Origin of the sequence: Micromonospora sp. NPDC051227 (assembly GCF_044455385.1) — a bacterium.
Taxonomy (GTDB): Bacteria; Actinomycetota; Actinomycetes; order Mycobacteriales; family Micromonosporaceae; genus Micromonospora.
On record NZ_JBITET010000001.1, the window covers coordinates 631,926 to 645,238 of the forward strand.

Below are 13,313 nucleotides of genomic sequence, written 5' to 3' on the forward strand. Positions count from 1 at the left end.
GCCCGCGGCCTCACTGACCCATCGGCTGCTCGCGGTCGGCGTCGCGGCCGAGGGCGACCATGCGCAGGGTCTCCTCCCGACGTCGCACGAGCAACGCCCCTGCCAGGAAGGTCACCGGCGCGACCAGCACCAGCATCGCCCACTGCGCCGGCACCAGGGGGACGACGTGTCCCATGTGCATGGTCGAGGTGACCCAACCGGCGAGGGCGCTGTCGATCACCAGGGCGAGGGCCGCCACGGGCAGGAGCATGACGACGATCCGACGGCGTACCCCCGGGGTGAGCGTGGCCACCGCGATCACCATGGCCAGCGCGGCGACCGCCAGGCCGGCGACGTAGAGCCAGAGGACCAGCTCACTGCTCGCCTCGAGGCCGTAGAAGAACTGGTAGGACACTCCGCCGCCGAAGTCGAAGGTGGGACTGGTCACCCGGTTCGTCACCAACAGCGCGACCATCGCAGCCGGCCCGAGCACCAGGGCCAGCAGTCGGCGTACGCCCAGCAGTGCGATCGCCCGGCGGCGCGGCGCCGGCACGGTGAGCGCGGCGGCAGCCACCACGGCGAGGGCGAACTGCGGCAGCGTGTCCACCACGTACGTCGGGTTGTCACCGGCCTGTGGGGCGACGAGCGCGCCCCAACCGAGCACGCCGGCCCAGGCCAGACCGGCGGCGGCCCAGCGCCACCCGACCAGTACCGCCGCGCAGACGCCCGCCCAGCCGGCGACGCGCAGCCAGTCGACGAGGTCCGGACCGCCCGGCTCGTACCCGGGCGGCAGGCTCGGGTGGATGACCTGGTCGAGCAGTGCCTTTCCGGCGAGGGCCAGCAGGACGACCCCGGCCAGCAGGCCGGTCACCGTCGCCGCGTCCGCCCAGCTCGGCTCGGTGAACCCCCGTGCGCCCACCCGCAGCCGCGCCCGCAACCCGGCGCCGACCAGGTTCCGCACGTCGGCGGCGGCGGGTCGCCGCTGGCCCGGCCGTGCGCCGGCGAGGAGGACGGCCAGCATCTCGTCCTCGTACACCCGCCGGTGTTCCCACGGATAGACGGCCAGCAGCCGGCGGTAGCGGCGCTCCAGATCGTCGCCGCTCACGCCGCACCTCCGTCGGTCAGCAGGCCGCCGCGGCGCAGCCGCACCCGAGCGGCGTCCGCGTTGTGTCGCAGGCGGGACGCCTCCTCGGTGAGCCGTCGCGCGCCCAGGGCGGTGAGGCGGTAGTAGCGGCGTAGTCGCGACTGCACCACCTCTTCGCGCTCGACCTCGATGAGACCGTCGGCGCGGAGCCGGTCGAGGACGGCGTAGAGGGTGCCGGCGCGCAGTCGCACCCGGCCGTCGGAGATGCGCAGCACGTCCTCGATGACGGCGTATCCATGCATGGGCGTCTCCGCCAGCGCCGTCAGCACCAGGAACGTCGGTTCCCGCAGTGGAGCCTCAGCCATGCCAGAGAGCATATACAGGTTGTCGGTATATACAAGAGGGGGAAAGCGCGTGGCCGGCACGGATCACCGTGCCGGCCACGTCGTCGGTGGTGGTTCAGCTGGTGTACGCCTCCACCTCCCAGAGCGAGTGGCCATATCCGGTGCCCCGGGCGGTGCCGTAGATCCGCAGGTAGCGGCCGTTGGCGCCGAGGGCGGAGTGCTCGTCCACGCCGCCGTCGGCCCCGGTCACCGTCTTCACCGTGGTCCAGGTGGTGCCGTCGTTCGAGGTCTGGATCTGGTACGCGCTGCTGTACGCCGCCTCCCAGCTCAGCTTGACCCGGCCGATCGCGGTGGCGCTGCCGAGGTCCACCCGAATCCACTGGGGATCGGAGAACGTACTCGACCAGCGGGTGGTGAGGCTGCCGTCGACGGCCCGGGCGCCGGACACGTCGGCTCCCTCGTTGCTGGACGTCGACGTGGGTTTGTTCAGCAGCAGGTTGCCGCCGGTCGGGCTACCGGTGCCGCCGTACACCTCGAACTCGAACAGCGAGTAGCCCCAGGCGGTCCCCCGGGCGGTGCCGAGCAGCCGGACGTACCGGCCGGACCCGTTGAGCCCGGTCAGGTCGTCCACCCCGCCGTCACCACCGGTCACCGTGCGGATCGTGGTGAAGTTGACACCGTCCGGCGAGGTCTGGATCTGGTAGCCGCTGCCGTACGCCGCCTCCCAGGTCAGCTTGACCCGGTTGATGGCGTACGTGGCGCCGAGGTCCACGTCGATCCACTGTGGGTCACCGAACGCGCTGCCCCACCGGGTGCCGGCCGCGCCGTCGAACGCGTTGCCCGCGACGAACGCGCCCTCGAAGCTGGACGCTCGCGCCGGCTTGCCCCGGGCCAGGTTGGCACCCGGCTCCGGATCCGGGTCCGGGTCCGGCCCTGGACCGCCGGGGCTGGTGGAGAGAGTGAACTCGTCGATGTCGAAGTACGGGCCGGTGCCCTTGAAGACCAGGAACAGCGTCCGGGTGCCGGTCGGCGCGGTGACCCCGCCGGTGACAGTTGCGAAGTTGGCGTACCCGCCGGTGGGCACGACGGTGGCCGAACCGACCAGCGGCCCGGTGGGCGAATCGACCCGCAACTCCAACGTGCCGCCACCGCCGGCCGGTGCGCCGACCCGGGCGCTGAACGACTGGACGCCGGTCAGGTTGTAGGGGCGGAACGAGATCCAGTCGTTGTTGTCGACGTAGCCGACCGCAGCGCCGCCGTGACCTGCCGCCCCGGAGACGATCTGGATGCCGGACGAGTCACCGAAGTGCTCGGCCTGGCGTACCCGAGGTTGCAGGACGGCCTGGGTGTGGGTGGTCAGCGCCGGCTGGCCGCCGCCGCCCAGGTCGGTGTACTCGGCGTCGATGATGCCGAAGATGTTCGCCGCCGTGTCGTGCTCGCCGTCCGCCGAGGTCTGGATGACCCCGGTGCAGCCCTGCACGCTGCCGAGCTGGTGGCCGTGCGAGTCGTGGCCGAGGACGTAGTTCACTTTGACCCGGGCGCAGTTGATCGCGCCGTCCTGGGCGTCGGTGACGGTGACGGAGAACGGCACCGCGTCCCCGAAATTGAAGGTCTGCCCGTTCAACGGGGTGTTGACGGTGACCACCGGGGCGCTGTTACCGACCGTGACGACCACGCTCGCGGTGGCCGTCTTGCCGGTGGTGTCCCGGACCGTCAGCGTCGGGCTGCGGGTCCCGTTGGTGGTGTACGTGAAGCTCGGGTTCGCCGCTGTCGAGTCGGTGGTGCCGTTGTTGTCGAAGTCCCAGGCGTAGGTGAACGGGTCGCCGTCCGGGTCCAGGGTGCCGGCCGAGGAGAAGGCCACTGTCAGCGGCGCGGTGCCACTGGTCGGGGTGGCGGACACCTTGGCGACGGGTGCCCTGCCCTCGCGGGCGTACTCGATGCGGTAGAGCGCCGAGTTGGCGTCGCCGTTGAACCAGCCGGTGCCGTAGTCGAGCACGTAGAGCGCGCCGTCCGGGCCGAACTCCATGTCCATGACCTGGGTGCCGGTCCACGGGAACGGGTTGATCTTCAGCGGTTGGCCGGACGCGTCGAGCTTGATGTTCTTGATCCAGCGGCGACCGAACTCACCGGCGAAGTAGGTCCCGTCGTAGTACTCGGGGAACGCCACGGGCGAGGTGTTGTTCGGGTCGTACCGGTAGACCGGTCCGCCCATGGGCGACAGGCCACCGCCGGTGAACTCCGGCGGCGAGCCGGAGCCGCCGTACGGCAACCAGGCCGGGACGGCCGGCGGCAGCTGGGTGATGCCTGTGTTGTTGGGCGAGTTGTTCACCGGCCCACCGGCGCAGTTGAACTTCGCCCCGGACGGCCCGGACGGGAAGGTGTAGTCGTTGTAGGCGTCGTTGCGGGCGGTGCAGTACGGCCAGCCATAGAAGCCGGGCCGGTCGATGCGGGCGAACTCGACGTTGCCCGCCGGCCCCCGGTTCGGGTCGGCGGTGCCCGCGTCGGGGCCGTAGTCACCGAGGTAGACGATGCCGGTGGCCTTGTCCACGCTCATCCGGAACGGGTTGCGGAAGCCCATCGCGTAGACCTCCGGGCGGGTCCGCGCGGTGGCCGGGGCGAACATGTTGCCGGCCGGGATGGTGTAGCCGCCGGCCGCGCTCGGCTTGATCCGGAGGACCTTGCCGCGCAGGTCGTTGCTGTTCGCAGAGGTGCGCTGCGCGTCGAAGGCCGGGTTACGCCCGGCCCGCTCGTCGATCGGGGTGAAGCCGGCCGAGTCGAACGGGTTGGTGTCGTCACCGGTGGACAGGTAGAGGTTGCCGGCCGCGTCGAAGTCCATGTCACCGCCGACGTGGCAGCACATGCCCCGGCTGGTCGGCACGTTCAGGATCAACGTCTCGCTGGCCAGGTTGATGGTGTTGTCCGCGTTGACGGTGAACCGGGCCAGCCGGTTGACGCCCTCCCAGACGGCGAAGTCGGCCGGGGTGCCGGTGGCCGGCGCACCGCCACCGGGGGTGCTCAGTGGTGGCGCGAAGTACGCGTAGACCCAGCGGTTGGTGGCGAAGTTCGGGTCGGCCTTGATGCCCTGCAAACCCTCCTCGTCGCCGGTGTAGACCGGCAGGGTTGCGGCGATCTTGGTGTTGCCGGCGGCGTCGGTGTGCCGGATCACGCCGTTGCGGGAGGTGTGCAGCACGCCCCGGTCCGGCAGGACGGTGAGGCTCATCGGCTCACCGGTCTCGGCCGCGCCCTTGGCCAGCTCCACCTGCTGGAAGCTGCTCGTGACGGTGGGGCCACAGTCGGCGTCGACCGCCCCGGCGGCCGTCCGGATGCCGCCCAGCAGGTGCTGACGGAAGTTGGCCTCGGTGTACGACGCGTCGGTGTGCCCCAGGCCCGTGTACCAGGCTCGGCCGCCGGAGTAGTTCTGGCACCAGGAGATCGGGTGGTCGGCGCCCATGCTTCCGCCGGTGTAGGTGCTCTCGTCCAGGGTGGCCAGCACGTGCGCGTTGCCGCGGGGGTTGGTTCGGTAGTTGTACAACTCGTCGAACCGGTTCCACCGCTGCGGCAGCATCGCGGTGGACGGGTGCACCTGGTCGGCGACCTTCACTGTGACGTTCTGCTCGGCCGGGTGCGAGGCGAAGTACGCCCCGACCAGTCCCCCGTACCACTGCCAGTCGTACTCGGTGTCGGAGGCGGAGTGCACACCCACGTACCCGCCGCCGCCGGTGATGTAGCGCTCGAACGCGGCCTGCTGGGCGGCGTTGAGCACGTCGCCGGTGGTGGAGAGCCAGATCACCGCGGCGAACCGGTCCAGGTTGGCGTCGGTGAACTGGGCGGCGTCCTCGGTGGCCTCGACGGTGAAGCCGTTGGCCGCACCGAGTTGCTGGATCGCGGCGATGCCGGGGGTGATGGATCCGTGCCGGAACCCGGCGGTCTTGCTGAAGATCAGCACGGTGAACGGCGCGGCGCTGGCAGTGGGTGGCGAGGCGACGATGCCGCCCGCCACGAGGATCGTGCTCAGCGCGAGGCCGAGCCACGATCTCAGGGATCTGCGCACAGTGGGGTCCTTTCGCGGTGCGAGGGACGGCGTGCGCCGATCACGCCTGGCGGTGGTGGGACGAGACATGTGAATGCATCGTTGCGTTCGGATAACGGGCGCGTCAAGCACTCTCCCACCATCCGTGAGAGCGTTATCTCCGCAGGTCAGCGGCGACCGTGTGAATCAAGATCGAATAACGGTTTTCGGGTCGCGATCCATCCGCGGAGAGCCTCGGTGCAGCCGACCGCGCCCGGGGCCCGTCCCGACCGTCGCCCTCGCCGGCGGTTGCCTGCAAGCGGGACGACTGCCCAGCACAATGCCGAGCTGGAGTGCCACGCGCCGTCCATCCGGTGGGCCCGGGTCAGGACATCGCGGACTGTCAGACGTACGAGCCACGCTGAGCCCGGCTCAGGCACACCGTCCCTCCCGGTGCCTCAGCGCCCGCCCGCGGCCAGCTCGGCGATCATCCCCTCGCAACTGCGGACCACGACCTGAGCGCCGCGCCGCTGCGCCAGCGGGAGCAGAGGATCCTCCGCCCGGTCCCGCCACCGCCACTGTGCCTCGGAGGCGACCTCCCAGAGCTGCCGCACGTCGGCCTCATGCTCGACACCGAGCCGGGCCGCGAGGCCCACCCCGTCGCCGCCGACCAGCCGCTGCGCCTCGGCGGCCAGTTCCGCGTCGAACCCCAGCCGGGTGTTCCGCAACGCCACCAGCAGGCGCAGCTCCCGGAACTCGTGCGCACCGGCGAGGATCTGCTCCACCGCGCCGACCAGCTCGGTGGACCCCCGGGTGGGTTGGGCCCGCAGCATCGCCTCCACGGCTGCCAGCGCGGACCGCGCCTTCAGGGCGTCGCGGCGATCGATGAAACAGCGTGTCACCGACTCGCGCAGCTCGGTGAGACCGCTCCGCCGAATCAACTCCGCGGAGAGCTTCACCCGGCTGTCGAACCCGCTGCGCACCAGCGTGGCCGCCAGCCGGACACCGAAGACCCCGAGCCGGCCCAGCAGCGCGGCGCGCACCTCGGTGTCCAGCCGTACCGGCAGCTCACCGCGGAGGAAGCGGTCAGCGGAGATGAGGTGCGCGTCCAGCTCGGCCCGGGGCACCTGGGCCACTGTCGCGAGCGCGGCGAAATCCGATTCACCGAGCATCCGGCCGGCCAGGCCAATCATCCCGCTGCACGCCACGACGTTGACGCTGAGCGCGTTCACCCTCGGGTCGCGGTAGTGCCGTCGAGCGAGCTGGCGTGCCGTGAGTAGACCGTCGATCCGGCCGCCGCCGGTCTCGTCGGCGCGGGACAGCACCATGATCACGTTGACCGGAGCGGACTGTCCGACAGCACTGTCCCGTGCGGACTCCAGCACACGCAGATCACTGTCACGACCGTCGCGGGTCAGGTACAACACCGCGTCCGAGTCGCGCAGCACCCGCTCCAACACCGGCGACCGGCCCTGCTCGGCGCCGCCGGTGACCGCCGGAGTGTCGATAAGCGTGATCTGCCGAAGCGCCCGCGTCGGCCACCGCACCACGATGTCCCGCACCTCCCCCGCACCCCAGCCCAGATCCACCCGCAGCCCGGTCGCCGACTTCACCACCGCCAACTCCTGCGGTGGCTGCCCGACCGGGTAGGCGGTGGCACGCGGCGCGGCCCCGTCCTCGTACCAGGTGAAGGCCCCGTCCGCCCGCTCGACCGGCGCGACCTCCTCGCCCATCAACGCGTTGAGCACCGTCGACTTACCCGATCGCCACGGGCCGACGATGGCGATCCGTAGCGGCTGTTCCAACCGGGCCACCTGTTGCCGAAGCTCAGCGACGGCCCGGGGATTGTCCTGGTAGAGCTCGATGGCCTGGTGCAGCAACCCCCACGCCGCCTCGTCCAGACGCACCCCCACCGTCATGCCTGCGGCTCCAGCAGCAACGGGGCGGAACGGGCACCGGTCAACTGCTGAGCCTGCTCGTACACCGCCGCCAACCGGGTCATCTTCAACCGGATCTCGCGCTGCCGCTGCTCGCGCAGGGAGGCGTCGGTGTCGGCCTCCTGCTTCGCGCTGCGGAACGACTGCACGATGGCCTCCTGGAGTTCCTCGGTCAGCCCCGTGAAGTGGTCCCGCAGCATCCGCTGCACCTGCCGGGCGGCGTCGCGACAGTCTCGGATGATCCGGACGAAGAAGTCGTCGACATGCCGCTGGATGGCCGTCTTGACCGTCGCCTGCCGACGACGGAGCAACTGCTTGCTCTCGTCACGGATGCTCTTGCCACCGAAGAGCGCCCCGATGCCGACCGAGACCGGATTGATCATCGGCATGCCGGCCAGGGTGGTCGCCAGACCGAACATCAGCATGCCGCCGTACGAGCCCTTCATGCCGGTGAACAGCTTCTGGCCGGTGGTGAACCGGTCAATCGTCGGCCGTTGCAGCTCGGGCAGCCGCTCGCCGATGTCGTCCGGCATCGTCATCGACCAGGGCGGCAGCACGTCGTAGCCGTACCGGTCGAAGTTGGCGGCCACGCGCCGGGCGATCCAGTCACAGCGTTGGATCAGCCACTCGTGGTTCGCCTCCGCCGCCTCCACCAGGCTCCGCTCCAGCCAGTCCTGAAAGGTGTCCCAGGCGACCAACGGGTCGGCGGTGTCGAACGCCTCGTCCACCGCGCGCAGGATCTGTCGGGTCCGGTCACGCAGGTCGTACTCAAGGTCGGCGAGCAGGTCGGTGATCTCGTCGGTCAACGTGTTCTGCCACCGGGTGGAGCACCGGCGCAGCTCGTCGACCTCGCGCTGCGCCGCGTGCAGCCGGGAGATCGGCCCGGACTGCTCCTCGGCCTCCTGGGTCGCCAACTCGGCGCGTAGCGGCGCGGCCAACTGCTCCACCACCGTCCGGGCCACCGTCTGCACCGCCGCCCGGGCCAGGTGGTCGGCCTTGCCGGCCAGGTCGCGTTGCAGGCGGGCGATCAGCGCGGGGAAACCCGACTCGGCGTTGAGCCCACGGTCGTCGGCTGCGGCGGCGCGCAGTCGCAGCGCCGCCGAGACCGGGATCAGCGTCGCCGGAACCCCCGCCTCGGCCAGGTGCTGCCGATTGCGCTCGGCGACCGTACGCCAGTCCGCCACCAGATCGGTCTTGCTCTGCACCACCACCACGTTCGGATGCGAACGCGTGATGTGCAGCAGCATGTTCAGTTCGGCGACCGACAACTCCCGAGTGGAGTCGGAGACCAGCAGCACGGTGTCCGCGCGGGCCGGCGCGGCGACCGAAGCGGCGGCGCCGATGCCGGTGACCTCGTCGGTGCCGGGAGTGTCCACCAGCACCAGCCCGGCACCGAGCAGGGCACGGGGCAGTCCGATCTCGACGTACGCCGGGCCGCCGCCCGGCCGACGTCCGACCAGGCCGGCCACGCCCGCCGCGACCTGGTTGAGCGCCACCGGGGTCCGCTCGACGGCCACCGCGTCGGCGGTGCCGGTGGGGTGTCCCGGCGCTGGTGGGGGCGCCTGCGCCACCGCCGCGGTGGGGGCCTCGGCGTGCCGCACCACGGTCGGCAGGACGGTCGTCCGGCCGTCGCCGACCGGGCAGGCCGGAGCGTTGATGATCGCGTTGATCAGCTGACTCTTGCCCTGGTTCGGCTCACCGATGATCAGGACACGCAGCGTCGGGTCCAGCAGTTGCGCGCGCTTCTGCCGCACCGTCTGAAGCAGGTCACCGCGACCGTGTGCAGTGCACGTGCGGGCAATCTCGTCCAGCACGTCCAACCAGATCCCGGCCATCACCGCACCAAGTGTGCGGATTTCGGCTTAATTATCAAGAGGGACCGGATGTGGAACCGGGAAGGGCCGGATCGCCCGAGGCGATCCGACCCTCCGCTCCGACCGGAGATCCGGGTCAGAGCAGACCGCCGGTGATACCCAGCAGCCCGTGATCGGACGAGGCGTGTGAGTCGCCGAGCACACCATCGGTGACCCCACCGGTCACGTCACCGACCGTGTCGGTGACACCGGGGAGGAGGCTGTCCACCTGGTGCGTCACGCCGCCCACCGTCGATGGCACGTCGAGCGGCGGGACCCCGCCGACGACACCGTCGCCGTGCCCGAGGCCCAGCCCGTTGAGGGTGTCATCGACACCCAGCGAGCTGACGACCCCGCCGAGCTGACCGTGGGTGCCGGAGAGGACACCACCGGTCAGGTCACCGCCGATCAGGTTCGAGTCGGTGACGCCGAGCAGACCGCTCGGGTCGCCGACGGTGCCGGTCACGTCACCGAGCACCGGGTCCGCGATCGCGTCCACCGGCTGCACCACGTCGGCGTCGAGGGTGTGCGCCACGTCGGAGACGCCGGCCAGGTCGGTGTCGAGGCCGGACGGGCCGACACCCAGACCGATGCCCGGCAGCACGGTGACTCCGGCGGCGGCGGTCGACGGGTCGACCGCGATGGCGCCGAGCACGCCGGCCTTGACGTCCACGCCACTGGGCGAGCTGGTGACGCTGATCTGCTGCGCCACGCTCTGCAACTGACCCACCACGTCGGTGGTGTCGGTGAGCAGCGGGTCCAGCCCGAGCTGCCCGACCGGCGAGGCCAACGGCGCGAGGCCCGCCCCCGGCGCGTAGTCGACGACCAGCGGCACGACGTCCTGCACGTCAGCGGCGGTGATGTCGGTGAGCCCAGCGCCCCGCAACGCGCCCTCGGGGTCGAGGTCGAAGGCCGACCGCGCGTCCGGGTTCGTCAGTAGGTCGAGCACGAAGTCGTGAAGCGTCTGCTGCGAGTCCATGTGCCGGTTCTCCTCGGATGTGGCATTGGCGGGTGTCGTACGTCGACAGTGACGACGCTATTGCCGGGGCCCGCCCCCGGGCATCGGGGTTGAGCCCGCATCCGGGCCGGTTGAACTAGGGGCTCCGCCACCTCGTACGTTAGGGGGACAGGGGGAAACCGTCCCGACGAGATTAGGGTCCCGACCAGGGACTGATCTCTGGTACGAACGTAGGAGCCCGCGGGGTTCGCCGGGGGTGCGTCGTCGGGCAGCCGACGCCATCGCCACCGACCGGCCGACTCACAGGGGGAGACAGAGACGATGCCGTACGTCCTGGGGATAGACATCGGAAGCAGCAACACGGCCGCCGCCGTCGCACGGCGACGCGGCGCGACCTGGACCCGTCCCGAGGCCGTCCCGCTGAGCGCCGGCTCACCTCTCATGCCGTCGGTGTTGTGCCTGGCCGAGGACGGTTCGCTGCGCGTCGGCGAGCCGGTGACCGACGACGGCAGCCGCACCACCCGGGACTTCGTCCACCGGATCGGCGACGACGTGCCGGTGCTGCTCGGCGGCGAGCCGTGCGCGCCGCAGACACTGACCGCCGAGCTGGCGGCGTGGGTGGTGGAGCGGGTCCACGCCCTGGAGGGTGGGCCGGCCGAGGCGATCGTGCTCAGCCACCCGGCCGGGTGGCGCCCCTACCGGCGGGAGGTGCTGCACCGGGCCCTGTCGGACCTCGGCCTACGACACGTGACGTTGCTGCCCCGCACGGTCACCGTCGCCGAGAGCCACGCCGCTCGCGGGTTCGCGGGCAGCACGGCCGTCGTCTACGCCCTGGGGGGCAACAGTTTCGAGGCGGCTCTTGTGCGCCGCACCCCGCGCGGTACGTACGAGACGTTCGGGACCCCGCAGGGTCTCGACTCGATCGGCGGCGCCGACTTCGACGAGGCGCTCGCCGAGCATGCTCGTACCGTGCTGGCCCGGGAGTTGGCCGCGACCGGACGTCGCGGGGCCCAGGCCGCGCTGCGCGGGCTGCGCGCGGAGTGTGACCGGGTCAAGCGGGTGCTGACCGTCGACCTCACGGCCGACGTGGTGCTGACCCTGCCGAGCGGCCCGGCGCGGGTGCCGGTGACCCGGGCACAGTTCGAGGCCATGATCCGGCCGACGGTGCAGGCCACCGTCGACCTCCTGCTCCGGGCCGTGCGCAGCGCCGACCTGACTCCGGCGCAGCTCGACGGCGTCCTGCTTGCCGGCGGCTCCACCCGGGTCCCGCTCGTGACCGAGCTGATCGGCGCGGCCCTCCCGGTGCCCGTCGAGGTGGAGCCGGACGCACAGTTGACCGCCGCCACCGGAGCGGCGATGGCCGCCTGTCAGGTGGTGTCACCACGCCCTCGCCAGCCGCCGCCGGCCCGTGTTCCGGCCCCGGTCAGCGGTGCCGGGCCGGGCACCCTCCCGGCGGCACGCCGAGCCCATCACACCGTTCCGGGCGAACCGCCACCGCGGCCCCCGGTCCGGGTTCTCCCACTGGAACTGCCGAAGCCGTCCCGCCTGGCGCTGGCCCGCGGTCGTGGACGCGAAGGTTAACGCTTCCCAATGGATGAATCCGGGGATTTCCGGCTCAGACCGCATTCGACCCCACTCCACGAAGGGAGGTGATCACATGTCTCACGTCGTCACCACCGACACGGTCGCGCTCTACCGTGGCGAGGACCGTCCTCGCGGCGTTGAGGTCGCGGCAGGCGGTGAACCCGCAAGCCGCACACTCGAAAACTCTGACGCTCAACCCGATGCGCTGCTTGGCTCTCACCGCGCACTCAGAGCACGTCATGGTCGTGTAGGCGGGCGGCACCAACACCACCCTCCGACCCGCCCGCATGCCACGTTCGATCAGCTCTCGCTTGGCTGCACCAATCGCCGCGTCGGCGATCTTGCGCGCCATCGTGGACTTGGCAAGGAACTTCGGCTTGAAGTCCTCTACGGCAATCACCTGGTGGTTGTCAACGATGGATTTCGCCCACTGGCGGGAATCGTGGCTGTTCTGCCGGGCGGCCTTCTTGTGCAACTTCGCCGCAGCATGCTTGGCTCTGTGGTAGCCGTTCGACTGCGCGTGACCCTTTGGGCGGCGCCGGCGGGCCATCTTCCGCTGCGCCCTGGCCAACTCGGCGGCGCACCGCTTGCGATGCCCGAGGTGCGGCAAATCGAATCGGGCATCGGCGGTGGTGGCGGTAGTCCTTACACCCCAGTCAACGCCGATCGCTCCGGACGCCTCGGGTGCGCCAAATGCCTCGCGGCGGACGACAAACGAGGCGTACCAGTGGCCGAGGCTGTCCTGGTAGACGCGCACGCTGGTCGGGTCGGACGGCAATTCGCGGGACCACACCACCGGGATCTCGATGCCATCTGCCAGCCGCAGGCGACGATCACGGATGGTGAATCCGCGCAGCGTGTATTCGAGGCTGGGCAGGGTCTTCTTGAGCTTCTTGATCGTTGGCCGACCTCGGCCCTTGATCTTGAACGAAGCCTGCAAGGCCGAAGCGTAGGTACGCAGCGTCTGCTGCTGGACGACCTGGGAGCCCTCGCGCAGCCAAGTGTTCCTGCTGCGCGCTTCGGTGAGCAGCTTCGACAGCTTGCAAAAGGTGGGCTTTGCGCCGATCTTCTGCTGATGCACGGCTTCGTTCCACAGCCACCGACAGCGACCCCATTCGGCAAGCAGTGCGGCCGCTGCGGTCACGCCGGGGCGCAGCCGGTAGGTGTATCGCACTGTCTCCACCACATCCACCACTATGCAACTACCACGTCGTGTGGTGCCACAAATACCGTAGGACCGTGCTCACCGGTTCAGTTGACCACCGGCTCGAGCACATCATTCGCGAGGCGTACGCCGGTCGAGATGCCCCCATCAAGGCAACCGAAACGATGCCCGACCACGTACAACTGCTGGTCGCCTGCGATCCGCAATGCGGCATCCAACGCCTCGTCAAGCGAATCAAGGGGCGGCCGTCGCGGCTGCTGTATGAAGAATTCCGCATCTCAAGCCCCCGGTTACCGAACCTGTGGACCAACGGATCCTTCGTCGCCACAATCGGCGGTGCAACATTGGAGGTCATCAAGCGCTATGTCGAGAACCAGCGCAACGCTTGACAGCATCCCTT

The 13,313-nt window shown here is 70.4% G+C and carries 9 protein-coding genes; 2 read left to right on the plus strand and 7 right to left on the minus strand.

Going from position 1 to position 13,313, the window contains the following annotated elements; genetic code table 11:
- Window positions 1-10: 10 nt before the first annotated feature.
- The 6 genes from ACIA47_RS02945 to ACIA47_RS02970 form a co-directional block, all read right to left on the minus strand.
- Window positions 11-1,084, minus strand: a complete 1,074-nt coding sequence (locus ACIA47_RS02945; protein WP_396704938.1) for a hypothetical protein — start codon at window positions 1,082-1,084, stop codon at window positions 11-13.
- Window positions 1,081-1,428, minus strand: coding sequence for a PadR family transcriptional regulator (locus ACIA47_RS02950; RefSeq protein ID WP_396704940.1), 348 nt, complete (start codon window positions 1,426-1,428; stop codon window positions 1,081-1,083). The genes ACIA47_RS02945 and ACIA47_RS02950 overlap by 4 nt, the downstream gene beginning before the upstream one ends.
- Window positions 1,429-1,522: 94 nt before the next feature.
- Window positions 1,523-5,458, minus strand: coding sequence for a ThuA domain-containing protein (locus tag ACIA47_RS02955; RefSeq protein WP_396704942.1), 3,936 nt, complete (start codon window positions 5,456-5,458; stop codon window positions 1,523-1,525).
- Between the two features lie 416 nt (window positions 5,459-5,874).
- Entirely contained in the window at window positions 5,875-7,335 is a 1,461-nt protein-coding gene (locus ACIA47_RS02960) for a GTPase (RefSeq protein ID WP_203122195.1), read from the minus strand.
- Window positions 7,332-9,188 carry a dynamin family protein gene (locus tag ACIA47_RS02965; protein ID WP_396705345.1) on the minus strand — a complete coding sequence of 619 codons (1,857 nt, stop codon included), beginning with the start codon at window positions 9,186-9,188 and terminating at the stop codon, window positions 7,332-7,334. The genes ACIA47_RS02960 and ACIA47_RS02965 overlap by 4 nt, the downstream gene beginning before the upstream one ends.
- A 115-nt stretch (window positions 9,189-9,303) precedes the next feature.
- Entirely contained in the window at window positions 9,304-10,185 is an 882-nt protein-coding gene (locus tag ACIA47_RS02970) for an IniB N-terminal domain-containing protein (RefSeq protein ID WP_145795845.1), read from the minus strand.
- A 300-nt stretch (window positions 10,186-10,485) separates the two neighbouring features.
- Between ACIA47_RS02970 and ACIA47_RS02975 the strand changes: the two genes are divergently transcribed.
- Window positions 10,486-11,745 carry an Hsp70 family protein gene (locus ACIA47_RS02975; protein WP_396704945.1) on the plus strand — a complete coding sequence of 420 codons (1,260 nt, stop codon included), beginning with the start codon at window positions 10,486-10,488 and terminating at the stop codon, window positions 11,743-11,745.
- A 34-nt stretch (window positions 11,746-11,779) separates the two neighbouring features.
- Here the strand turns inward: ACIA47_RS02975 and ACIA47_RS02980 are convergent, their stop codons facing one another.
- Window positions 11,780-12,922 (minus strand): RNA-guided endonuclease InsQ/TnpB family protein, encoded by a 1,143-nt coding sequence (locus ACIA47_RS02980; protein ID WP_396704947.1) that lies wholly within the window; start codon window positions 12,920-12,922, stop codon window positions 11,780-11,782.
- On the opposite strand from ACIA47_RS02980, the gene tnpA reads away from it, so the two are divergent.
- Window positions 12,916-13,302, plus strand: coding sequence for an IS200/IS605 family transposase (gene tnpA / locus ACIA47_RS02985; protein WP_396705347.1), 387 nt, complete (start codon window positions 12,916-12,918; stop codon window positions 13,300-13,302). The genes ACIA47_RS02980 and tnpA overlap by 7 nt on opposite strands.
- Window positions 13,303-13,313 lie beyond the last annotated feature (11 nt).

Bases quoted from the DNA above. Each gene is read 5' to 3' on its own strand.
- ACIA47_RS02970 (WP_145795845.1), bottom strand. From the start codon at position 10,185: ATGGACTCGCAGCAGACGCTTCACGACTTCGTGCTCGACCTACTGACG.
- ACIA47_RS02965 (WP_396705345.1), bottom strand. From the start codon at position 9,188: ATGGCCGGGATCTGGTTGGACGTGCTGGACGAGATTGCCCGCACGTGC.
- ACIA47_RS02950 (WP_396704940.1), bottom strand. From the start codon at position 1,428: ATGGCTGAGGCTCCACTGCGGGAACCGACGTTCCTGGTGCTGACGGCG.
- ACIA47_RS02975 (WP_396704945.1), top strand. From the start codon at position 10,486: ATGCCGTACGTCCTGGGGATAGACATCGGAAGCAGCAACACGGCCGCC.
- ACIA47_RS02960 (WP_203122195.1), bottom strand. From the start codon at position 7,335: ATGACGGTGGGGGTGCGTCTGGACGAGGCGGCGTGGGGGTTGCTGCAC.